General features: G+C 71.5%; 19 protein-coding genes and 3 pseudogenes. 12 read left to right on the forward strand and 10 right to left on the reverse strand.

The annotated features are described in order from the left end of the window. Positions 1-51 precede the first annotated feature (51 nt). Entirely contained in the window at positions 52-243 is a 192-nt protein-coding gene (locus ACFYNS_RS00095; RefSeq protein ID WP_388599692.1) for a hypothetical protein, read from the forward strand. Between the two features lie 206 nt (positions 244-449). Here ACFYNS_RS00095 and ACFYNS_RS00100 read toward each other — a convergent pair whose 3' ends face one another. Further along, entirely contained in the window at positions 450-749 is a 300-nt protein-coding gene (locus tag ACFYNS_RS00100; protein ID WP_360293036.1) for a hypothetical protein, read from the reverse strand. A 251-nt stretch (positions 750-1,000) separates the two neighbouring features. Here ACFYNS_RS00100 and ACFYNS_RS00105 point away from each other — a divergent pair, with 251 nt between their 5' ends. From ACFYNS_RS00105 to ACFYNS_RS00115, 3 genes and pseudogenes are all read left to right on the forward strand, one after another. Beyond that, positions 1,001-1,450: a PaaI family thioesterase gene (locus ACFYNS_RS00105; RefSeq protein WP_360293039.1), complete on the forward strand. Its 450-nt coding sequence runs from the start codon at positions 1,001-1,003 to the stop codon at positions 1,448-1,450. Positions 1,451-1,936: 486 nt separating this feature from the next. After that, a pseudogene (locus tag ACFYNS_RS00110) lies at positions 1,937-2,642 on the forward strand (IS630 family transposase); the annotation flags it as partial. 240 nt (positions 2,643-2,882) lie between these two features. Next, complete coding sequence (locus tag ACFYNS_RS00115) at positions 2,883-4,235, forward strand: hypothetical protein (protein ID WP_360293041.1); 1,353 nt, start codon at positions 2,883-2,885, stop codon at positions 4,233-4,235. Between the two features lie 115 nt (positions 4,236-4,350). Here the strand turns inward: ACFYNS_RS00115 and ACFYNS_RS00120 are convergent, their stop codons facing one another. From ACFYNS_RS00120 to ACFYNS_RS00145, 6 genes and pseudogenes are all read right to left on the reverse strand, one after another. Beyond that, entirely contained in the window at positions 4,351-4,899 is a 549-nt protein-coding gene (locus ACFYNS_RS00120) for a hypothetical protein (RefSeq protein ID WP_388600301.1), read from the reverse strand. A 475-nt stretch (positions 4,900-5,374) separates the two neighbouring features. Continuing rightward, positions 5,375-5,833: pseudogene (locus ACFYNS_RS00125) on the reverse strand (serine/threonine-protein kinase); the annotation flags it as partial. 50 nt (positions 5,834-5,883) lie between these two features. Beyond that, a pseudogene (locus ACFYNS_RS00130) lies at positions 5,884-6,138 on the reverse strand (protein kinase); the annotation flags it as partial. A 326-nt stretch (positions 6,139-6,464) separates the two neighbouring features. Further along, positions 6,465-7,022, reverse strand: a complete 558-nt coding sequence (gene tpg, locus ACFYNS_RS00135) for a telomere-protecting terminal protein Tpg (protein ID WP_360293044.1) — start codon at positions 7,020-7,022, stop codon at positions 6,465-6,467. Between the two features lie 4 nt (positions 7,023-7,026). After that, positions 7,027-9,156 carry a telomere-associated protein Tap gene (gene tap / locus ACFYNS_RS00140; RefSeq protein WP_360293047.1) on the reverse strand — a complete coding sequence of 710 codons (2,130 nt, stop codon included), beginning with the start codon at positions 9,154-9,156 and terminating at the stop codon, positions 7,027-7,029. 609 nt (positions 9,157-9,765) lie between these two features. Further along, positions 9,766-10,503, reverse strand: coding sequence for an SDR family oxidoreductase (locus ACFYNS_RS00145; protein ID WP_360293050.1), 738 nt, complete (start codon positions 10,501-10,503; stop codon positions 9,766-9,768). A gap of 221 nt (positions 10,504-10,724) precedes the next feature. Between ACFYNS_RS00145 and ACFYNS_RS00150 the strand changes: the two genes are divergently transcribed. Next, positions 10,725-11,558 (forward strand): helix-turn-helix transcriptional regulator, encoded by an 834-nt coding sequence (locus tag ACFYNS_RS00150; protein WP_388599695.1) that lies wholly within the window; start codon positions 10,725-10,727, stop codon positions 11,556-11,558. A 698-nt stretch (positions 11,559-12,256) separates the two neighbouring features. Here ACFYNS_RS00150 and ACFYNS_RS00155 read toward each other — a convergent pair. After that, positions 12,257-12,910: a TetR family transcriptional regulator C-terminal domain-containing protein gene (locus ACFYNS_RS00155; RefSeq protein ID WP_360293056.1), complete on the reverse strand. Its 654-nt coding sequence runs from the start codon at positions 12,908-12,910 to the stop codon at positions 12,257-12,259. A gap of 80 nt (positions 12,911-12,990) precedes the next feature. On the opposite strand from ACFYNS_RS00155, the gene ACFYNS_RS00160 reads away from it, so the two are divergent. From ACFYNS_RS00160 to ACFYNS_RS00180, 5 genes are all read left to right on the forward strand, one after another. After that, positions 12,991-14,562, forward strand: coding sequence for a serine hydrolase domain-containing protein (locus ACFYNS_RS00160; protein WP_360293059.1), 1,572 nt, complete (start codon positions 12,991-12,993; stop codon positions 14,560-14,562). 201 nt (positions 14,563-14,763) lie between these two features. Beyond that, positions 14,764-15,384, forward strand: a complete 621-nt coding sequence (locus ACFYNS_RS00165; protein WP_388599699.1) for a hypothetical protein — start codon at positions 14,764-14,766, stop codon at positions 15,382-15,384. Between the two features lie 201 nt (positions 15,385-15,585). After that, positions 15,586-15,813 (forward strand): hypothetical protein, encoded by a 228-nt coding sequence (locus ACFYNS_RS00170; protein WP_360293065.1) that lies wholly within the window; start codon positions 15,586-15,588, stop codon positions 15,811-15,813. Beyond that, on the forward strand, positions 15,813-18,098 hold the full coding sequence (locus ACFYNS_RS00175; RefSeq protein ID WP_388599701.1) for a heavy metal translocating P-type ATPase: 2,286 nt from the start codon (positions 15,813-15,815) through the stop codon (positions 18,096-18,098). The genes ACFYNS_RS00170 and ACFYNS_RS00175 overlap by 1 nt, the downstream gene beginning before the upstream one ends. 28 nt (positions 18,099-18,126) lie before the next feature. Beyond that, positions 18,127-18,633, forward strand: a complete 507-nt coding sequence (locus ACFYNS_RS00180) for a copper chaperone PCu(A)C (RefSeq protein WP_360293071.1) — start codon at positions 18,127-18,129, stop codon at positions 18,631-18,633. A 99-nt stretch (positions 18,634-18,732) separates the two neighbouring features. On the opposite strand, the gene ACFYNS_RS00185 is transcribed toward ACFYNS_RS00180, so the two are convergent. Beyond that, complete coding sequence (locus ACFYNS_RS00185) at positions 18,733-18,909, reverse strand: hypothetical protein (RefSeq protein WP_388599705.1); 177 nt, start codon at positions 18,907-18,909, stop codon at positions 18,733-18,735. Between the two features lie 249 nt (positions 18,910-19,158). On the opposite strand from ACFYNS_RS00185, the gene ACFYNS_RS00190 reads away from it, so the two are divergent. Continuing rightward, a complete protein-coding gene (locus tag ACFYNS_RS00190) occupies positions 19,159-19,866 on the forward strand; it encodes a hypothetical protein (protein ID WP_388599707.1) in 708 nt (235 codons plus the stop codon). A 178-nt stretch (positions 19,867-20,044) separates the two neighbouring features. Continuing rightward, on the forward strand, positions 20,045-20,662 hold the full coding sequence (locus tag ACFYNS_RS00195; RefSeq protein ID WP_388599709.1) for a sigma-70 family RNA polymerase sigma factor: 618 nt from the start codon (positions 20,045-20,047) through the stop codon (positions 20,660-20,662). Positions 20,663-21,046: 384 nt separating this feature from the next. Here the strand turns inward: ACFYNS_RS00195 and ACFYNS_RS00200 are convergent, their stop codons facing one another. Continuing rightward, entirely contained in the window at positions 21,047-22,141 is a 1,095-nt protein-coding gene (locus ACFYNS_RS00200) for a hypothetical protein (RefSeq protein ID WP_388599711.1), read from the reverse strand. Positions 22,142-22,291 lie beyond the last annotated feature (150 nt).

The following is a 22,291-nucleotide window of genomic DNA, read 5'->3' on the forward strand; positions in this document are numbered from 1 at the left end:
TTCCACGACCTTGGATCACGTCAAAACACCACCGAACAGCGGGAGTCCGTCGTGGCCATCGTCCTTCTGAGTATCGTGCTTGTGACCGTCGCGGCACTGCTGGCCGCCGCCGGCGCGGGCAAGCTCGCCCGCATGGACGGCGCCACCTACCCCGCCGCACTCACACGGGCCGCCACCGCCTTCGCCGCGGTCCTCACCCTCGCCGCCACCGCGACCGCAGCCCTCGCCACACTTCGCACCTGAACGACTTCGCACCTGAACGCCTCATCCCGAGAAGCGCAACCGCAGCAAGATCAACCTCGCCGGTGACTCCTTTACCACGACTACTCACGCCCCAGTTTCGGAAGTACCGGGCCGTCTCCGGGGGCTCTTCCGCACTGCACTTCCAGCCTTCATTCGGGGCCGGATTTCTGAAACTTCCCCAGTTCAGGGCTGCTAGCCGGTAGCGGTCAGGAGGCCGGAGGCAGTTTCCGGTCCGCCAGCTGGCCGACCGGCTCCGTGCGGGCTGAGTCCCAGCCTGGGTGGGGCGGGAGGCTCCGCAGCAGGCCCCGGATCCGCTTTGCCTCCGACACGGTCACAGTGCCCAGGTCGAGCCGACCGCGCAGGGTGGGGACCTTCGCGCTGTGCACGGTGACAACCGCGCGGACCGGGCCGCCGAGCGCCCGCGCCGCTTGACCGGCTTGCCACTGCACGGTCTGCAGGGCCTGGGTCTGGTCATACCGGCCGTACCGCAGGGTGCTGCCCTGCACGGACAGCCGGGACCTGGCCGAGGTCCAGGTTCTCGTATCGACGTACAGGGCGTCGGCGGCTGTGAGAACAAGGTGGTCCGGTTCCCAGGTGGGACTTTTTCCCCGCGCGTGCGGGGAGCAGGATCCTCTCCAACCGCTCGCAGGACGCCGCCCCGGAACGCCGACATCACAGCGGCCCTTGTCCGTCGGCGAGGACGCGCCCTGGCCGAGACCGGCGAGAGCCTCGCCGCATCGACTCTAGGGTGCGCAACATGGCTGAACGGGAAGAAAAGAAGGGTGTGTTCTGGGACGTGCAGGCCGGGCGGCTCCCACCGCCGCCCGCTGCCGTGACCCTGGGCTGGGAGCTGATCGACGTCGACACCGACGCCGGCACCATCGAGGTCGGCTTCACTGCGGAAGAGCAGTTCCTGAACCCGGCAGGTGTGGTGCAGGGCGGGTTCCTGGCCGCCATGCTTGACGACACGCTGGGCCCCGCGCTGGTCGCGACGCTGCCGGAAGGGCAGTTCGCGCCGACGTTGGACCTGCATGTGCAGTACCTGCGGCCGGCGTTGCCGGGACGCCTCGTCGGGCGTGGGCGGATCGTGCAGCGTGGGTCCCGGGTGTGTTTTCTTGCGGGCGAGCTGCTCGGCCCGGACGGCAAGCCGGTCGCGGTGGCGACGGCGACGGCACACATCACGTCAGTGCCGGGTCAGGCCGGTTGACGGGCGCAGGCGTGCGTCCTCGTCGGCGGCTCGTACGACGACGGGGAGCCATGCCGCCGGCTGGATGACCTCAGCAGGGGCACCTTCCAGCCGAAGGCGCGAACGGCTCCGCGGCGTACTCGAGCCTGAACCCGGCCTCCGAAGAGGTCCGCGAACTCGCCTTCGGTACGCTCCCGTCCGCCTGTCACGACCAGCATCAGCAGGTCCCGCAGATACGCGTGCGTTTCCCTCCGGCCGTATGGCGGACCGAATGGGGGAGGATGTCGACGGATCGCCGATCGTCCCGGTCGCTCAAGGTCTCCTTCAGGATGCGGTCCGCCCCCCATGACCACGACGCCGCGGACCGAGTCCGGTACGTCGTCGCGGAGCGGCCATGCCGCTTCGATGAGTTCGAACCGGTCCGGCACCTGCCGCGCGACCAGTCCCCGACCCACAGGCGGTGCAGCAGTCGCCGCAGTGACGGTGCGTGGGTATCGGTGGCAGCGGCGAGGCGGTCGGCCCAGGGCGTTCACCCTGCCCGAGCGGCGCGAGATCAAGAAGATCGTCAAAAACCCAGGCAGGCGGAGCACGGTCTGCCGTTCTCGGCCGGCCTGGCCAAGCCGGCCGACTTCCTGGTCGCCGAGGGGGTGGTCGACGACATCCGCCACGAGGGCCTTCGGGGCCCGCTCCGAGAGGAGGGCATGTCGTTTCACCTGGAAGACCTCCCACGATCTCGATCACGCCGCCGAGAAGGCCCGCGTCGAGCACCTTCACGGCCAGGTCATCCGAGGAAGACGATCCCGAAGTCGTCCTATGTCTGACGAGTTCGGTCCGCTCAACCTCCAGCCCCACTCCGGCCGGCAGTGGGCCGAGCGCGGCGGACGGCACAAAGACCCCGACAGCGGGCCCGGGCCCCGGCGACGGGCGGCCTACACCCGGCCGCACGGGGTCTGACGCCAGTTCGCCGCCTACGACTTGGCCGGGGAGCAGCTCTACGGCCACGTCAAGCCGAAGAAGAACCGGACGAGGTTCCTGGAGTTCTGCCGCTACCTGCGCAGCCTCCAACCGCCGCAGACCCGGATCGCGCTCGTGCACGACAACTTCTCCCCGCACCTGACCTCCAAGAAGGACAGTCGGGTCGGCGAATGGGGCCGCGGTCAACAACGTCGAGCTCGCCTACACGCCGCTCCGGGCGGCGTCGCGGACGCGTGTGTGCGTGATCGACTCCCCAGCATCGTCGGCAGGCCCATCATGGGCATCGCGGTAGTCGTCGATGTGCCGTGTAGTGGCCAACTGCGGCAACGTCCCCTGCGTTCACGGGCCATATTCACGTGCGCGCGTGCGAATCCGCATCCTACGATCATCTGGTATGACTGGTGGAGGGGCGGGAATGCTTGCGGACATCGAGGACGGGGCAGCAACACGGCTCGCGAAAGGTGCGCCGCTTCACAGCGTGCTTGATGTAGCCGACCCCGGTGACTGGCTCGCGCTCGATGCAGAGGTGCGTGAGGTGGCCTGGTACCGCCGACAGTTCCTGCCGGGGTGGGTGCGCTCCGCCCCGCTGCCCGCCGACCTTGCTCAGCTCGACACGTCGCGCCTCGCGCTCGCCCTGTGCCACCGCGACGGACGGATCCGTCAGAAGGCGGTGCGCCGGTCGGTCCGATACCCCGGTCTGCTGCCGTTGGTCGTGGTCCGCTGCGCCGATTGGGCCGACCCCGTGCGCGAGCAGGCCCGGCAGGTGCTGCGCGAGGCTCTGAACGTGGAGTCGGCCCTCGACCTCGCGCCGATCGTCCTTCGCGTCGGCCGCCGCGAGAGGGGTGCCTTCGGAGTCGATGAGCTCGGCCGGATCCTGCGTCAGGCATCCCCCGGGCAGCTCGCTGTGCTCTTCGCTCACCCCGACCGCACCGTCCGGCGGTTCGCGTACCGGCTGGCCATCGAGGGCCGGCTGCTCGGTTCCGCCGAGCTGGCCCGCGCCGCCGCCCGGGACCAGGACAGCGTCGTCCAGGACCTGTGTGCCACAGCGGCACTCACGGCTCTGGGGGATGAGGATGCCTACGAGGAGGTGCTGCCTCCGCTGCTGTCCGCACGCAACCCGCGCACCCGTTCGGCCGGCGTGACCGCGCTGAGACGGGCGGGACGGCCACAGCAGGCCGAGCCGTTTCTCGGCGATTGTTCCGCGCTCGTGCGCGCTTGCGCCCGGTATGTCGTACGCCAGCAGGGAGGTGACCCGGCGGCCTGGTACCGGGAGCGGTGCACGGCCTCGGACGACCCCGAGTTGCGGCCCGGTACGGCCATCGGGCTGGCCGAGTGCGGGAACCGCACGGACGCCGGGCTGCTGCGGCCGCTGCTCGTGCACCCGGCGGCCGGCGTGCGGGCACGAGCAGTGGCGGGGCTGCGGGTACTGGACTGCGTGGACGCGGAGCAGTTGCGGCCGCTCCTCGACGACCCTGCCGCCGGCGTCGTCCGCGAGGCCGCTTCCGCCCTGGAGCCCTCGGCCAAGGAACTGCCGGCCGGCTGGCTGTTGGAGCGCACCGGCTCCGAGGCGCCGCGGCACGTCCGCGTCGGCGCGTTCCGGCTGCTCGACGCGTGCGGCGGCATCGTGGCGCTGCGGGCGGCAGTCGGTCTGCTCGAGGACCCGGATATGAAGCTGCGCACCTGGGCCGCGCAATCAGTGCAGCGCTGGCGTCCGTCGCCGGACGGGCGACGCGGCGACGCGGAGGTGGGTGAACTGCTCGACCGGAGCCGCCACCTCTTCAGCGACCACGTGCTGCGCCGGCGCAAGTGGGAAGCCGGGGTGGAGAGCTGAGACCGCACCGCGGTCCGGGACTCTGCTCAGCACTCGCGACCCCGGTGCCCGAACCCGAGACTGGAGGTGCGCCGTGTGCGGGCGGCGCTCGGTCCGGCTGCACCGGCAGGGCCTCTCATGTGGCCGTCGCCCGGTTTCGGCGGGTTCTGAGGTCGCGGTAGCAGTAGGCCGCGACGCTCAAGAAGAGAGCCGTCAGGTAGTCAGGCATCGAATCGACATGCATGACGCGCGCGTCCAGAGACGCCCCCAGGACAATGGCGACAACATTGAGCGATGCGAACACGTACCCCACGCTCCGGGCCGCCCTGCCGGACTGTGGTGTCAGCGCTGCAGTGAACAAAGGCAGACTCAGTACGAGAAGGCGAAGAAACCAGATCCGGGCGGCTACGGAGGCCGTTTCGCCTTCGAGGTCCACATTCCAGAGGGCGCGGGCGCATGACAGGCTGACGAGCACGAATACGGCTGTCGCGAGCCCGAACCGCTCCCCCTGGGCGCGGCGCCCGGCCGTGAAAACGGCGGCGCCGGCCATGACAGCGATCAGGGGAAGAACGCTTCGCAGTGCCAGGTCCATGCCTTCGAAGGTGACCGTGACCGCTTGCAGGGCGAGGCCGGTCCCGCCCGCCGCGATCAGTTGGCGCCCGGCTGGGTTTCGCAACCGCAGCATCAGCGCGCCGGCGGCGAGCGTGATCGGCCTCGAGACCGCTCAACAGCATGTGCGCCGTGAATCCGTAGACGGGCATGGAACCCGCGTTGACGGCTTGCTGCGCCGCGATGGGGATGGCCGGAGCGGTCAGAACGCACAGCAGGGTCAGTGTTGTCGCAATGGTCGCGGTGGACCGGCGGGGCCGCTTCGGTGTCGTGCGGCCCCCGTTTGTCGGTGGGTAATCCGGGTCCATCCGGGCAGGCGCCGACGCTGGGTCCGGCGCCGGGGTCACCCCGCTCGCCCCGGGGACAGAGGGCACGGGCAGGAGGGGAGCCGTGGCGGGTGTCGTAAAGGGGAGCGTTCCGTGCTCTGCCGAGGGCCTGAGCTCCCCTGCGCCGTCGAGTTGCCGTAGTGCCTGGGAGAGGTCGGCCGCGCTCGGACAGCGCTGTCCGGGATCCTTGTGCAGCAGGGCCAGTACGAGGGCGTCCCAGACGGATGGGATGTCCGCTGCTACCGAACTGGGTCTGGGCGGTTCCTGCGTCAGGTGAGCCGAGAGGTAGCCCACGGTGTCGGGGGCCCGAAAGGGCAGCCGGCCTGTGATCAGCTCGAAGAGCAGGCAGCCGACGGCGTAAAGGTCGCTGCGCGGCTCCGGAAAACCTCGTGCCTGCTCAGGGGCCATGTACGCAGGTGTGCCCACGATGAAGCCGGTCTGTGTGAGCCGGTCCGCGGTCGCATAAGGGTCGGCCGCTCTGGCCACGCCGAAATCGAGGACCTTCGCCACGCCGGAAGGCGTGATGAGGATGTTGGACGGCTTGATGTCCCGGTGCATGATTCCGGCGTCGTGCGCGTGTGCGAGCGCGTCACATATCTGAGCACCCCAAGCGCCTGCGTCCAGGCGAGTGACGGCGCCTTGGCGCAGCATCGCATCCAGGCCCTCGCCTCGAACCAGCTCCATTGCGAGGAACGGGGACCTGTCGTTTTTCCCGTGCCGGTCTCGCCGAGGTCGTGGATGGTGACGATGTTGGGGTGCTGGAGCCGGGCGGTGATCTGTGCCTCGCGTAGAAACCGGGCGCGTGCCTCACCTCCTCGACTTCGTCCACCAGCAAGCAGCGAGATGATCTTGACCGCGACACTCCGGTCCAAGGTTTCGTCCCGCGCCTCCCAAACCTGCCCCATACCGCCCTCGCCGAGCTGCCGCACCAGCCGGTAACGGCCGCCGAGGAGCTGATCCTTCACGCCGCATGCCTCCCCCGCCTCCATATGCCACTTCGTACCACCGGAATCCCGCTGCGCTCACACTGCCCTCACAAGCACCCCCCGCCCGATGCAGGGCGTGTTGAGCGATCGTTGTCGGCACAACCGAGCCAGGGCGAGCAGGGGACGGCCAACGATCCCGACTTCACCCAAGCAGGGCTCCGGTGCTCCGCTGATCGCCAGAAATCCGCGGCGGTACGCGGGTGACGACGCCGGCGGGCCTGGCGACGGCGCCCCTCGGCCCAGCGCCTCTGGTGACAACAGCCTGCCTATGTGACAACTACCGTGCTTCGGCTCAAGCGGGCCATGCGACGGTCATGCCGTTCCGTTCTTCAGAAGTCCAGGTCCAGATAGTCGATGTCGTTGATGGCGACGTCTGAGATTCCCATGGCGCGACTTCCGCCGTCCTGGAAATACACTTCTTTGAATCCTTCGGCGATGATGCCGCGCAGCTGCTGGTCGCCGGCCCCGGTCTCACGGGCGTCGAACAGGCGCTGCGCGTAGGACGGGGGGAGGTGGACGGTCAGGCGGCGGAAGCGGCCGTCGTCGGTGGAGCCGATGGGTGCGGTGTAGCCGAACCGGGCGCGGGTCTCGACCGTGACGCCGCGGGTGGTGGCGGCCTGCTTGCGGCGCCGCTTGCGCACCAGCGGCTGCCAGCGGGCCCGCACCGCGTCGTCGATCTTCGCGGCGACGTCGGCGCGGGCGTGTTTGCGGGCGCCGCGCCGGTAGCGGTTGACGGAGTCGGCGGTGACGCCGATCTCGGCCGCGACGGCCTTCGCGCTGCCGAACTGCTTGAGCAGGAAGCGGATCTGGGCCTTGAGGGTCTTGGGCGGGTCTTTGGTGAACGCCTCGCGGTCGGCCCGCTCGATGGCGTCGTCGATCTCCCCCACGGCGCTACTCCCCTTCGTCCAGGACGGCGTCGCCGCCCTTGATGTGGCGGGCCGGGTTCAGCCCCTTCTCCATCAGGTCCACCGCCCACAGCATCGGCTGGACGCCCTCCGGCTTCGCCAGGCCGGGCGTGGGCCCGAGGCGGAAGCCGCCGGGCTGCGGCTTGCCCGAGGCGGCGTAGGGCAGGAAGTCCAGCGGACTCGCGCCGGGTGAGGGGTAGACGACGCAGTCGGAGAGCACGGCGAGGGGGAACAGCCCGGTCATCTTCGCCATGTTGGTCAGCTTGCGGTGCATGTTCACCCGGGCCTTGGAGATCACGGCCGCGCGGATGTCGGGGCGCCAGGTCGGGCGCTCGAGGGCGGGCCACCGCTCGCCTTCCTTGTAGTGGCGCCCCTGGGGACGCTCGCGCAGCTTGCCGACCCCGCCCTTGATCGTCGCTTTGATCGCGGTCAGCACGGCGGCCAGGGCCGGGTCGAGCTGCTTGTGCTGCGCCATCGCTGCGAGGAACTCGGTGTCGGCCAGGTCCTTGGTGACGCCGAGGTCGGCGAGGGTGTCGACGTAGGCGTTCTTGAGCCGGTCGTGCCAGGGGTCCAGGTATGCGCCGGTCTCCCTGCGCAGGTACGCCTCGACGGGGGCGACGTTGTAGCCCAGCTCCTGGGCGTAGGCGACGGTGTGCGTCTGGTACCAGGCCGGACCCGTCGGCCGGGAGCCGTCCGGGGTGAACGGCGAGGGCAGGCGCGGGTCCAGCTCGATGTGGGAGAGGTCGACCAGCCAGGAGCCGGGGATCTTCGGGTTGAACTTCACGTTGTGGAAGTGGTCCGGGGCGGACAGGCCGACGACCAGGCGGGCCGCGGCCGCCAGGAACGCCGTGTTCAGGTCCAGGCCGACCGCGTGGGGCAGCATGCACTCCTCATCGGACAGCATGTCCACCGGCCGCACCCATTGATACGCCTCCTCGTTGAGGAAGCCGTCGGTCCAGCCGGACCGGACGACGACCGGGTGCTCCGCGGTGGCCTCCGGCGGGGCGGGGTCCACCGGCTCCGTCCCCAGCGAGCCCGGGTTGTGGCCCGAGATCCAGTTGCCGGTCTCCGCGTCGCGCTCCGGCTTCGTCGGCGGGCGAAGCGCTGTCATCAGCTCCAGGCCCGAGACGGCCGTGGAACCGCGCGGGGTGATGACGCGCTGGGCGTACAGGCCCAGGGTCCGGGCGATGTCGGCCGGCTCCATCTCGCTCACGCCGGGCCAGGAGCGCTCATCGAGGGCGTCCCAGGGCAGGATCGCCAGCTGCACGCACTGCCGCTCGCGCCCCTGGGCTCCGCGGTAGATCCGCGGCCAGGGGCCGAACCCGCGCTGGGTGAGCTGCCACTTGGCCTTCGCCACCTGTTTGACGACCGGGTGGTCGTCGGGCAGGCGCAGGGAGCGGCGCTGCTCATGTCCTTCCAGGCGCTCGGGCAGCCCGAGCTTCACGGCGGCCGCGGCGGTGAGGACGATCAGCGGGTCGGAGTCCTTGCCGTAGCGGTTGAGCTTCGGCGCGCCGAGGCCGGACTCGCGCAGTGTCCACTCCACCAGCTCCACCACCGTGGTCGCCGGGCAGTCCAGCACGATCCCCTCGGCACCGTAGGCGGAGCCGTCGCCGTCCAGCACCGCGAGCGGTCCGTGCGGGAAGCGCGGGTCGGCAGCAGGCGCGGCGGCCTTCTTCTCCGGGCGCCGGGACGCTGTCTCCGGGCGCGCTGTCGCACGGTGGGGGCGGCGGGGCGGGGCCGGGTCGGCCGGAGTCCGAACCGGCGCGGCGGCCTCCGCCTGCTCAGGGGCGGCGGCCGGCCCGGCGAACGTCCCGGACGCCTCCGGCTGCGGCACGACGACCGGGGCAGGAGTGGCGGGGGTGCTGTCGGCGGGGTACTTCGCCGCCCAGCCCTTCAGCAGTCGCTGGTAGGCCTCCAGCCGCGGAGACTTCGGCTCGGAGCGGCCGTTCTCGTAGTTCTTCACCGTCTGCGTCGAGGTCTTCAACGCAGCTGCGAGCCGGACCTGGGTGATACCGGCGGCCTCCCGCAGCCGGGCACGCTCCGCCGGGGGCGGGAGCTGCGGCTCCTCCTCCAACAACGCGTCGACCGACGCGAACAGCTCTTCCTCGGACGGCATGCCGATCTCCCTCCATCGGCCGCCACCCTAGCAATCTTTATCTAAATATTTACCCTGTCCATTAACCTGAATCGGGTGACTTCCCGGCCTGGGGAGTGGAACGCGGGTGCAGACGGTTGCCGCTCTGCGGCACCGGCCCGGACCACGGGCCCTCGAACGGTGAGGAGCGAGGGCCTCTACGCTCGAAGGGGGATCGCGTCGGCGGCAGATGCGTACTCGGAAGCCCAGTCCTGCCCGGCAGCCGCCCTCGACCGGCCCCGGTCCTCCTCCACGCCGCCGTCAGACGCACAGAGACGCTCCTCCCCCGGAGCAGCCCGTGGAGGACTGAGCGCCGCCCGGCCTGTCCATGTGGAAGGCCCAGCGGGTGGGCGACGACGGCGAAACGGCCGGCGGGCCGGGCGGAGGCGGAGGCGAGGGCGACGACGGCTATCCCGGCCACCATGGGGATCACGTACAAGCCCGGGTCGCGGCGATGCCTGCCCCGGGCCGGTTGGAGGGACATGAGGGAGTAGACGATCGATCCGGTCAGGGCCGTGCCGAGCAGGAGTGGGATGGCGAAGGGGCCGCCCAGTACGGGGAGGTATGTGACGGCGGAGGAGGAGTGGGCGGTCAGCCTTGGGCGGTGGGCCGGACGACGATCTCGTTCACGTCGACCGCCGCGGGCTGTTCGATCGCGAAGGCCACGGCGGTGGCGATTGCCGCGGGCGGGATCGCGAGCTTGTCGCGCATCTGTGTGATCTCGGCTCTGATCCGGCTGTTGGCCGACGCCTCGGCGAACGGAGTCGCCGTCGCGCCGGGCGAGACAGTGGTGACCCGCAGGGAGTCGCCGGCCTCCTGGCGCAGCCCCTCGCAGAGGGCGCGGACCGCGAACTTGGTACTGGCGTAGACCGCCATGCTCGGCACGATGCGGAACGCGGCCGTGGAGGCGGTGGTGATGAAGTGGCCGGTGCCCTGTGCGCGGAAGACCGGCAGCGCGGCGCCGATCCCGTGCAGCACGCCCTTCACATTGACGTCGACCATCTCGTCCCACTCGTCGGTGCGCAGGTCGTCCAGCGGCGAGAGGGTGCCGACTCCGGCGTTGCCGACCAGGACGTCGAGTCGGCCGAACCGCTCATCGGCGAGAGCGACCAGGGCCCGCATGTCGTCCAGGCGGGTCACGTCTGTGCTGATGTGCGCTGCCGTGCCGCCCGACTGCTCGATCCGCGCCACCAGTTCGGCCAGGCGCTCGGAGCGGCGTGCGCCGAGGACGAGACGCGCGCCGCGTTCGGCGAGCAGCAGGGCGGTCGCCTCGCCGATGCCGCTGCTTGCTCCGGTGATCGCCACCACTTTGCCTTTGATTCCGGACATGACCTCGTCCTCTCCTTCTTCGGCACCCGAGTCCGGGCGCCGAGGGCAACAGGAACTGACGAGTAATCAGCAAAACGTTGCCGACGGGGCGGACGGTGCCGGTGTGACGGTGTGGGGCCGTCGGTGATGCCGCCGCGGCCCGTGCTCGCACACCAGCCTCCGTCAGGAATAGCCTGGTATCCAGAATGTACTTATCCTGGAACCTGAGGTGCCACGCTGCCATGTCCACGCAACCGGACCGACACCGTCAGCTGAGCGCGTTCCTGCGCAGCCGGAGAGAGCGCCTCACCCCTGACGCGGTCGGCCTGCCCCGCACCGGTCGCCGCCGGACTCCGGGGCTGCGCCGAGAAGAGCTCGCGCTGCTGGCCGGGATCAGCGCCACCTGGTACACGTACCTGGAGCAGGGGCGGGACATCCGCGCCTCCGAACAGGTCCTGACCGCGCTCGCCTCGGCGCTGCGGCTGGATCGGCACGAACGCGACCACCTTCTCCGGCTCGCCGGTCATACACCGGTGGCCGAGGCCGGAGCACACGATCTGCTGACGGCAGAGGTGAGTGCCGTCCCCTTGCTGCTGCAGCCGAACCCGGCGTACATCATCGGCGGCAACTACGACGTTCTCAGCCACAACCGGGCGGCGGACGAGCTGTTCCCGCATCTCGTCACGGAGGCGGACCGGCCCGCGAACTTCGTCCGCTGGGTGTTTCTCGAACCTGCGGCCCGGCAGGTGCTGGTCGACTGGGAACCCGAGGCGCGCGGCCTGCTCGGCCGGCTCCGGGCCCTGGCGGCGAACCATCCCGGCGACCCGCGCTACACCCGGCTGATCGAGGAACTGAACGAGGACAGCCCGGAGATGCGGGAATGGTGGCCCCAGTACGAGGTACGGGCCCGGCGCGGCGGCCGCAAACGCCTACGGCACCCGAGGCAGGGGACGGTCGAGTACGTCTACACCGCCTTCCATCTGGCCGAACAGCCCGAACAGACCCTGGTGATCTATCTCCCGGGGGGCGAACCGACCGGAGAGGGCACGACCGTGCCCGGTGGCGACGGTGTCTGATCGTGCGGCGGAGGCTGAGGGCGATCGCCTGCACAGCAAACGGATTTCCGGGCCGGACAGTGCCCGATGAAGCGGGAGCGTATTGCTGCGGGCGATGCGTGGAGGTTCATTCCACGGTGCCAGGTGTGCGACAGCTCCCTGCTGCCGGCTTCGGACCGGGCGCGGGGGTGCGGTGCGTTCTTCTGCCGATGGCACGTGGCCCGACGGTCCGTCGGCCGCCCCTCCAGCACCCGGCCTCCAACCGGCCGCGTGGATTCCGTCGGCCGAGCGCCGCGTCGGAAGCCGTCGCCCCGTGGGTCTCGGTGCAGTCACCCGCCCGGTCGGACCCCGGTACGAGGAGCTCCCGCATCGGCCGGTCGGGCTCTGCTGAGGCCGCGGCGGCCGACGGCCCCTCCGCACCTCGTACGGGCGATCTGCGGAAGCTCCACAAGCCCGGTTGCGGGCACCTGCAGCCGCCGGGCCCGCAGGGGAGTTCACCGGGCCCCGGTCGGGCGGCGCGGCCGTCGGGGCGGGTGCAACCTCCGCGCACCGGACTGCCCGAGTCTTCGCGGCCCTGGCCGCGGCGACCGAGGCGGCTCACAGGTCCCGGAGCACGCCGTGCGGTTGAGGAAGTGCCTGCCGTTCCGCCTGCGGTCACCGGCGGGAGGGCGGGGGCGAAGCGGGGAAACCAATGTCCTGGCGGAGGAGCGCAGGAGGCGTCATGCCTCGTCCCGCGCGGCGTACTGGCGGCACTCCCCGGTGAAGACGGTGGACAGTTCGGCGTCGATCACGGATGCCGCCAGCTCGGCCGCGGTGGTGCCGTTCACACCTGCCGGGTCGTGGTAGATCTGCGTCGCGAGTCCCTGGGTGACGGCGGTCAGCCGGACGGCGGCGGGCCAGGGGTCCAGTCCGGCCTCGACCTCGCCGCATTCCTTGCCGTTGCGGACAGCCGCGGCGATGTCGGCACGCAGTCGCCGGGCGGTCTCCGCGTCGATCTCCGCGAGGGCCGGGACGTCCAGCGCTCGGCCGGCGAACGCTGTGCTGACGCGGAACTCTGTGCGGCGCTCCTCGTCCAGGGGAAGGAGCTCGGTCATCGCCTGCGCCAGGACGGCCGCGACCGGGCGCCGGTGCTCGATGCCGTCCCGGATCCGCTGCCCGGCCCGCTCGCGGAGGGCCGTGCCGACCTCCTGGAAGGCGTGGAGCAGCATGTCGTCCTTGGTGCGGAAGTAGTGCTGGACGAGTCCGACGGACATGCCGGCCGCTGCCGCGGTGCGGGCGACGGTGACCGCGTCGAGCCCTTGGTCGGAGATCAGCGTCCGGACGGCGACGGCGATCCGGCGCCGGCGTTCTCCGTGATCGGCGGTTCTTGACACTTGATAACCGTATCACCGTACGACTATAACCGTACTGCTATACGGTTATCTTCTCTCCGGGATCAACGACGAGGAACCCCATGCGCTCCTTTCTCCGGCGCGTCCTCACGAGGGCGACGCCGCTGCTGCTCGGCCTGCTGCCGTGTGTGGCGGCCGCTCCTCCCGCCGCTGCGGCCGCTCCGGCGGACCGCTACGCCGCGATCGACGCCTATGTGCGCGACCGCATGGAAGCCACCCGCACGCCCGGACTCTCCTACGCCGTCGTGGGCCCCGGCGGGCCGGTGCATCAACGTTCCTGGGGAGAGGACGGGAGAGGTGAGCGCGTCACGGCCGAGACTCCGTTCCTCTGGGGATCCGTCGCCAAACCCGTCACCGCGACCGCCGTGATGACCCTCGTCCAGGACGGACGTCTCGACCTGGACGATCCGGTCGTCGACCACCTCCCTGCGTTCCGGTTCGGCGGGACCGCGCACGCCGGAAGAGTGACGGTCCGCCACCTGCTCGAACAGACCTCCGGCATGCCCGAATCGGCGACCTTCGAAGTGGCCGACTGCTACGACGCCGACTGCCCTGCCCCGGCGGGGCGCCTCGCCGCCCTCGACCGGATCGAGCCGACCGGACCGCCCGGCGCCGGCTACGCGTACACCAGCGCCAACTACGTGGTGCTGACAGCCGTGGTCGAGGCCGTCACCCACCGCCCCTTCGCCGAGTACGTCAGGCAGGCCGTCCTCACCCCGGCGGGCATGGACACCGCCATCACCGACAAGGCGTCGGCCCGCGAGCAGCGCCTGCCTCCCGGACACCAGATGCTGTGGGGCAGGCCGGCAGCCGTCGCCGACGAGATGGACGACCACGGAGCCGGCTACGGCTACCTGGGCGGAACCCTCACCGACCTCGCCGACTTCGCCTCACTGCAACTCCGCGGCGGGAAGACCGCCGACGGCGACCGCGTCCTGACCCCCGCGTCGACCCGGCTGATGCGCACCGAGGGCACACTCACCTCCGAAGGCGGAGACTCCCCCACCCGCACCGGATACGGCCTCGGCTGGCGGGTGGGCGGGCTCAAGGCCCCGCTCCGGAACGCCGTCTGGCACACCGGAGCAACCCCCGGCTACTCGGCCATGCTCTTCCTCATCCCGGAACGGAACATCGCCCTCGTCCTCCAGCAGAACCTCTACGGCCTCCTCCAGGACAAGGCCGTCATGCAGGTCGGCTTCGGAGCAGCACGGATTCTGGCCGACGGACGGCAGCCCACGGGCGACCCCGCCGCGTCCCTCTACCACTGGGCGGTCTGGAGCAGCACCGCTCTTGCGGCGCTGCTGCTCCTCTCCACCGGGCGCGCGGTTCTGCTCCTCAAGCGCGGGACCCGCGAGCCGGCCTCCGGGCACCGTGTCCTGGCCCGCACCGCCGGCTGGTGCACGCTCGGCGCGGTGCCGCTGCTCCTCCTGGTGGCGCTCGCCCACTACGGTGACGTACTCGGAGTGCTGCAGTGGATACCCGATGCCGTGACTGCGCTCTGCGTCGCGGCAGTGGCGGGCGGCACGACCGTTGTGCTCCGCCTCGCCCACGCGATCCGTACCATGCGCCGGCCCCTCGGTCCCCGCAGTCTTTCGGGAGACCGGCACGAACCTGCCGAAGGAGGCACCGGCTGAACCGCTCGCGGTTCGCCGCGCCGGGAACCGGCGGCCCGCATGCACCGCTCCCCCAGCCGCCCCGCCCCGGAGAGCGGAAGGGCGTGCGGCGCGTCGCCCGTCGCACGGTTCCTCACCGGGTGCAGTGGTGTGCCGGAGTCCCTTCGGGTATCCGGTCATGCACCGCAACGGACACACGAGAAGCACCAGAAGGGGACGGCGATGTCCGAACAGGCCGGGGGAACACGCAGAGGTGCTGGGCGCTGCTATGCGGCCGGGATCGTCTCCATCGTGTTGCTGGCGGCGGCACTGACCGGGTTCCTCGTGGGGGTGTTCGGCCCTGAGAACGCGGGGGACGTCACCTGGGGCCTGCTGTTCGCCCCCGCCCTTCTGCTGTCGGCCGCGGGGGCGGCCGCCGGGGCATGGTGGTGGGTTCGGCGCCAGGCGGCGGGGTTCGGGCTGAGCGCGGGCCGGTACCTGAAGGTGAGTCGCGGGATCCGGCGGGGGCAGGTACCGGAGGACCCCGTCGTGCTGCCGGCTGCGATCGACATCGTCAGGCGGCAGCGGCGCATGCTGAGCGCCCAGCAGCGCCGGTGGGCGTGGTGGCTGATGGGCGGCGCCGCGCTGCTGTTGCTGGTGAGCGCGGTGGCACAGGTCCTCGACCACCGCTACGGGCTCGCCTGCCTCAATCTCCTGGTCATGGGCGTGGGTCTGATCAATCCCTTCCTCATGCGCCGGCAGCGGCGGCGCGTGAACGCCGTCGAGCAGGCACTAGGCCTCACTCAGCAGCCGCAGGCCCCGTCCTCGGCCGTCGAGGTACCTCCGCGTCGCCCGGGACCGTGAAGGGAGCGGCACCGGGCCGGCCGCGTGGGGAGGCGATGCTGTCGTCCTGATGCCGTGAGGACCGGGAGGAATCACCAAGCACCGGCGATGTGTTGCGCTTCACATGCGTTGTGCGGGAACTGACTCCGGTGGCGGGCCGACATCTGGACCGTACTGCCGTGTTCCCTCGCGTGCCTCACCTCTCCAGCCGGAGTCTCCGCCATGAACGACTCGGTGACGCCCCCTCCCGGGCGACGCCTCCTCTCCACTCCGTACGCGGCACTGGCAGGCTTCCTGCTGCTGCTCGCCGCTGTCTTCGCCCTGTCGTACCAGGCGGGATCGCTCGCCGGGCCGGTGGCCCCGGACATGCGCGGGGTGCCGCACGACGACGCTCCCGGAGGGGGCGGCACGGGCGGTATGGACGGCATGGATCACGGGGGTGGCCACTGATGACCGCAGAGGCCGCACCGCCGGCGCTGGTCACCACGGATCTGAGGGTCGAGGGGATGACCTGCGCGGCCTGCGTGCGCCGCGTGGAGAAGAAACTCGGCGCCCTGGAGGGCGTCACCGCTGCCGTCAACCTCGCCACCGGCCGCGCCCGCGTCGAGCATCCCGCTCATCTCGGCACCGCCTCGCTGGTGGAGGTCGTCGAGAAGGCCGGCTACGCGGCGAGCGTCCCCGCTCCGCCCGCCGCCGCGGAGAGCGAGGAGGTGGAGGAGGAACAGCCCCAAGAGCGCTTTGCGCGGCGCCTGGTGGTGACGGCGCTGCTGGCGGCGCCGGTCCTCGTGCTGTCGATGGCGCCGTCCCTGCAGTTCCGCAACTGGCAGTGGCTGTGCTTCGTGTCGGCCGCGCCGGTCGCGCTCTGGAGTGCCTGGCCCTTCCATCGGCGGGCGCTGCGGGGGCTGCGGCACGGGGCGGCCACGATGGACACGCTCGTCTCACTCGGTGTACTGGCCTCCTTCTCCTGGTCCGCCTACGCACTCTTCCTGGGCGGCGCCGGTGATCCCGACATGCGCATGCCCTTCACCCTGCTGCCCAGCGCCTCCCACGGAGTCGCCCACATCTACCTGGAAGCAACGGTGGGCGTCCCGCTCTTCGTCCTGGCCGGCCGCCGCCTGGAGGCACGCGCCCGGCGGGGCACCTCGGCGGCCCTGCGCTCACTCGCGGAACTGGGCGTGAAGGAGGTGACCATGCGGGAGGGCAGCGCCGAGCGGCTCATCCGTGCCGAACACCTCGGTGTGGGCCAGGTGTTCGTCGTCCGTCCCGGAGAGCGGGTGGCCACCGACGGGATCGTCACCGACGGCACCTCGGCGGTCGACCTCTCCCTGGTGACCGGGGAGACGCAGCCGGTGGAGGTCTCGGCCGGCTCGTCCGTCACCGGCGGGGCCGTCAACGCGGGCGGGCGGCTTCTCGTACGGGCCGGCGCGGTGGGCGGCGACACCCAGCTCGCCCGCATCACCGCCCTGGTCGCCGAGGCCCAGGCCGGAAAGGCCCGCGCGCAGCGGCTGGCCGACACGGTGGCCGGGGTCTTCGTCCCGGCCGTGCTGACCGTCGCCGTCACCGTGCTCGGCTTCTGGCTCGGCGCGGGGGCCGACGTGCAGCCCGCCGTCACGGCGTGTGTGGCCGTCCTCGTCGTCGCCTGCCCCTGCGCGCTCGGGCTCGCCACCCCGACCGCCCTGATGGCCGCGACCGGACGCGGCGCGCAGCTCGGCGTCCTGGTCAGCGGCGCGCAAGCACTCGAAGCGCTGCGCCGGGTCGACACCGTCGTCCTGGACAAGACCGGCACCCTCACCTCCGGCCGGCTGGACGTCACCGCTGTGACCGCACGCGAGCACGGCCTGACGGCAGAGGAAGCCCTCCGCCTCGCGGCGAACGTCGAGAGCGGGTCGGAACACCCGCTCGGGCGGGCCGTCGTCGCGCACGCCCGGCGCAGTCTGGGCGAGGACGCGGTACGACCGCAGGCGCTCACCGGCTTCCTGGCCACGCCGGGGAACGGCGTGCAAGGCACCGTCGGGGGCAGGATGGTCGCGGTCCGCGCCCCCGAAGGGGAGCTGCCCGGCGCGCTGGGCAGCGCGCTCTTCAAGGCACTGGAGGCCGGGCACACCCCCGTGGTCGTCCACGTCGACGGACAGACGGAGGCCGTCATCGCGCTCGGGGACGTGGTGCGCCTCGGCAGCTACCACGCGGTGGACCGGCTCCGGCGCCTGGGAGTGCGGCCCGTCCTGGTCACCGGCGACCAGGAAGCCCCAGCCCGGGCCGTCGCCGCGGCCCTCGGCATCGAGGAGGTGCACGCTCGCCGAACCCCCGAGCAGAAGGCCGCACTCGTCCGCTCCCTGCGCAAGGAAGGCCGCCGTGTCGCCGTGGTCGGCGACGGGGTCAACGACGCCGCGGCACTCGCCGGATCCGACCTCGGCATCGCGATGGGCACGGGCACCGACGTCGCCATCGGCGCCGCGGACGTGACACTCGTCCGGGACGACATCGAGGCGCTTCCGGACGCGGTACGGCTCGCGCGGCGCACCCTCGCCACCATCCGGGGCAACCTCCTCTGGGCCTTCGGCTACAACGCCGTCACCATCCCCCTCGCCATGACCGGCCTGCTCAGCCCGATGCCGGCCGCCGCGGCGATGTCCCTCAGCTCCGTACTCGTCGTCCTCAACAGCCTGCGGCTGCGCCACTGGCAACCCGCCCCGCCCCCCGCACGCCGCCCCCGCTCCCCCAGCAGTGCCCTGTGAACCCCTTCTTCCCGGAGTCGACCAGCCTGTGAATGCCACCCTCATCGCGCGACTACGAGGGCCTGTCGCCGTCGCCGCCACACCGGTGCTCGCCTGCGGGCTCTCCCTCGCGGGCCTGGGCGCCTGGACCGCCGGGGGCAACGCGGGCAGCCCCGCGCGTCTCGCCGTCACCGGGGGGCACGTCTACCAGCGCCTCGGCAACACCCCCGAGACCGCGGCGTTCTTCACGATCACCAACACCGGCGGCTCGCCCGACCGGCTGCTGGCGGTCAGTTCCCCGCACACGAAGGTCCCGCCGGCCCTGAGCCGGCACCGGATGACACGCTCGGGGGCCGCGTACCGGTGGCCGGTGGAGGGCGTGGCGATTCCCGCGGAGGACGAGCTGACCATGGATCCGCACGGCACCGACGTCACGGTCCGCCCCGAAGGGGACTGGCGACTGGGGCAGCGCATCCCCTTCACCCTGCACTTCGAGCGCGGCGGACCTCTCACCGTCCTGGCGACCGTCGTAAGCGCCGGTGACAGGACGAGCTGACGGGACGCGCCCCCGGGAGAGGCCGGACTTCGCTCCGTGCGATCCGGCGAGAGGGTCCGCCGGGGCGAGGGGATGCTTCCGCCGGCACCGCTCAGGGTGTCACCAGTGGTCCGGCTCGATACTCAGCTCGCCCTCGGCTGCCTCGGGGAACGCCGTCCCGCGGGCGAGGAATCCCTGCTCCCCCGACGTGGGCGGCGCGTTGCGCCGCGTGCTGAAGGGCGTCTGCGGCGGCCCACCGCTCGCGTCGCCGTCAGGTGCGCCTCGTCGGTCTGACATCGTGCCCGACGCCGATGGCGCGAGGTATACAGGCGAACGGCTGGAAGGGGGCAGGACCGAGCAGTCACGGGGGCGTGGACGGAGAATCTCCCTCCTCAGGGCGCACCGCCTGCCAGAGGGCGTACCGCAGTGCGGGCCCCAACTGCCGCCCCTGCACGGGTGCTTCGTCGGAAGCGGAGGGGTCGGCCGGACGCTGAGCGCCGAGCCCGCTTCGGGTCGCCCCGCGTCCGGGTGGGAGCATGAGGCGTGATGACTGTGGGGTGGTGCTCGAAGGCGCTGCGGGCGGGGTTCTTCTCGGCCCTCTGCGTGCTCGTCGCCGCTCTGGGTCACGTCCTGATGTCCGGAAGCGACGTCCCCGCCTGGGCGCTCGGCTCCGGGCTCGCCGTGACCGCGGCCGGCGCGTGGCGGCTGGCCGATCGGGAGCGCGGGCTGAAACTGGTCGTCACGGTCGCCGTCGTCGTCCAGGCCGTGCTGCACTCGGCCTTCTCCCTGGCACAGTCCCTCCCGACCTCTCCCTCGGGGCCGGGACCCGGCGGCACGAAAGCCGCGGCCCTCGGCTCCCCGCACGGGGGAACAGGCCGGATGTGCGGGGAGCAAGCCGTCCCGCACGTCGGCTCCCCCGCTGCCGGCCCGGAGCACCTGCACTCCGCTCCCATGGGGCACATGGACCATTCCATGAGCGGCACCTGGTCGTTCGGGATGCTGGCCGCGCACCTGCTGGCTGCTGTGCTGTGCGGCCTGTGGCTGGGATACGGCGAGCGAGCCGCCTTCCGCCTCCTGCGCGCCGTCGCCGGTTGGCTCACCGCCCCCCTGCGGCTGCTGCTGGCCCTCCCCCGGACCGCGGACCGTCCACGGCTCCGGTCGGCCCGCTCAGGCGCCGAGCGGACGGCACACCTCCTCCTTCTCGCCTTTTCGATCATTTCCAGAGGTCCTCCTGCGGTGACCGCTGCCGCCTGACGGCAGCCGGCATCCCGGGGCGGCTCCGCTGCGTCCCGGGCACCGGCCGTGCGCGTGTTTCCGCACGGCCGATCCACCCACCGACGAACCGGGCCCGGCCCGGCTCTGAGCCGTGCGCGCCCTGCCACGTCCGCGCGCCGCCGACGGCCGGGTTCTGGATGACCGAGAAGGACAACAGGTGATCGCTCCTGCTTTGCCATCGACGACGCAACACCGCGATCCAGGAAGAACGGAGGTCGACGCGTCGATCACCGCATGGGCGCTGGCAGCCCGCAACGGTGATTCCCACGCCGTCGAGTTGTTCGTCCGTGCGCTTCACCGCGACGTGTTGCGCTACGTCAGCCACCTGTGCGGAGACCCGCAGGCCGTGGACGATCTCGCGCAGGACACCTTTCTGCGTGCCCTCGGCAGCCTGCACCGCTTCGAGGGACGCTCCTCGGCCCGGTCGTGGCTGCTGTCCATCGCACGGCGTGCGGTGATCGACAGCTACCGGCATGCTGCCGCCCGACCCAGGGCAGCGGATGTCACCGACTGGCAGACAGCCGTCGAGCATGCGCAACCTCAGGGCCTGCCGGGGTTCGAGGAGGGGGTCGCGCTCCTCGAACTGCTCGCGTCGCTACCGGACGAACGCCGGGAGGCGTTCGTCCTGACCCAACTGCTGGGGCTTCCCTACGCGGAAGCAGCGCGGGTCAGCGGCTGTCCGGTGGGCACGGTCCGCTCACGGGTCGCGCGTGCCCGGACAGCCCTCACGGAGCTGATCGCCGTGGCGGACGTACCCGCCGCGGTAGCGGCCTGAGCAGGGCCGGCGCACGCCGGTAGGGGTTCGGTTCCGGTCCCGGGCAGCGTTCCGGGGCCGGAACTGCCCTGTACAGCCCGGCTGCGCCGCCCTCTGCTGCCCGGGCGGGGGATGGCGCCGGGGTCGGACATGGCCTCGTCACCATCCCCCGCCGGGTTGGCAGCGCGGTGCCCTCTCGCGTGCGCACCTGGAACCGGGGCACGGTTCCCGACCAGGGGGAGAGCCGTTCACCGGGTCGGTCTGCTGCGCCTCCTGGAGGCGGATGACGGAGGATCACTCACAATGATCGAGTCATGACGTGCTGTCAGTGGGGCATGGTCCACTGGTGAGTGCGAGCGGGGATTCGGGAAGCGCCATGGGGAGGGGCAGCAAGGGTGGCGTCGGCTAGGACCGCGTCGCCCGCCTGCACCCGTCCCCGGAGGACTCCCCCCGTTCGACCGGCGCACTGCGGTCGTACGGGTCGATGTCCGCGCCGTCCCCGTCCGCCGCGCGGTCCGTGCCGAAGGGCGGTTCGAGATAGCCCGTGGGGGTGCCACAACCGCCGTTGGTGATGTCGTTCTTGTACGAGACGATCGAGAACGTGCCCGGCTCGGTCCGCACCTTGTCCGGATCGTCCCAGCTCAGGACCAGTTCGCGCCGGACGATGGTGCGGACGATCTCGTCGTCACCGCCCGCTTCCGCGCGGGTGACCGGATAGACGAAGGTGACGTCGGCGGTCACCTGGAGCGCGCCGCGCTCGCCCTGCTCATAGGTGAGCCGGCCCCGGGTCTTCACGACGTCGCCGACCAGGTGGACGCGGGAGGGCTGGAAGCGGCTGAAGAGGAGAAGGGGGTCGTTCTTCTCGCTCGGGCTCCGGAAGGCGGTGCCCAGGAAGTCCTGGACGTCCTTCTGGTGCGGGTTGATCAGTGCGATGGCCTTGTCGGGATGCTCGCCCCGCAGCACCCCGCGGTCCAGGCTGGAGGCGACGAGGAAGTCCCGGCTGCTGTCGAGGGCGCGTTCGACCTCGGACGCGGTCATCCCGCCGACCGCTTCGGCTTCCGGCACGGAGATACCGGCCGCTCCGCTCGCCCAGCGCGCCGCCGGTGCCCCGCGGAACGGCTCGTCCCGGGTGGGACGTTGGGATCCCTGCGTCGGGGGCGCCTTGCCCGGGCGGACAGTCTCGGCCGCCTGCGGGGAGGAGTCGGTACCGGGGAAGAGACCCGTCACCCACCCGGGCGCGAGCGCCACCACGAGCAGGACCAGGGAGACCAGCAGCCCGGCTGCGTACCAGCCGGTGCGGCGCTTGGGCCGGGCGGGCGTGTAGGTGCGCCAGCCCTCCGGGGTGCGTCCGGGTTCCTCGCACAGCCGCCTCGTCACGGCGCGGGCTCGCGCGGACGGCTCCTTGGGGGCGTCGGCGGCACCCGTCACCGACTCGTGCAGAAACCGCTCCCACTCCTCGTCGGACTTGGAGGAGCCGTCCGGCTCCGTGCCCCCACCCATCCCGAACCCCCTGGCGCTCATGTGTGACCACGCGCCACTCCCCCGGGCGCGTCCGCATCATGACACAGAGCGCTGACAGCACAGCCGACCGGGCAGCCGGGACAGGCCCACGGGCACAGAGGGGGCACGCCGTTGACCGGATCGGTCAGC

Origin of the sequence: Streptomyces sp. NPDC006925 (genome assembly GCF_042869575.1) — a bacterium.
GTDB lineage: Bacteria > Actinomycetota > Actinomycetes > Streptomycetales > Streptomycetaceae > Streptomyces.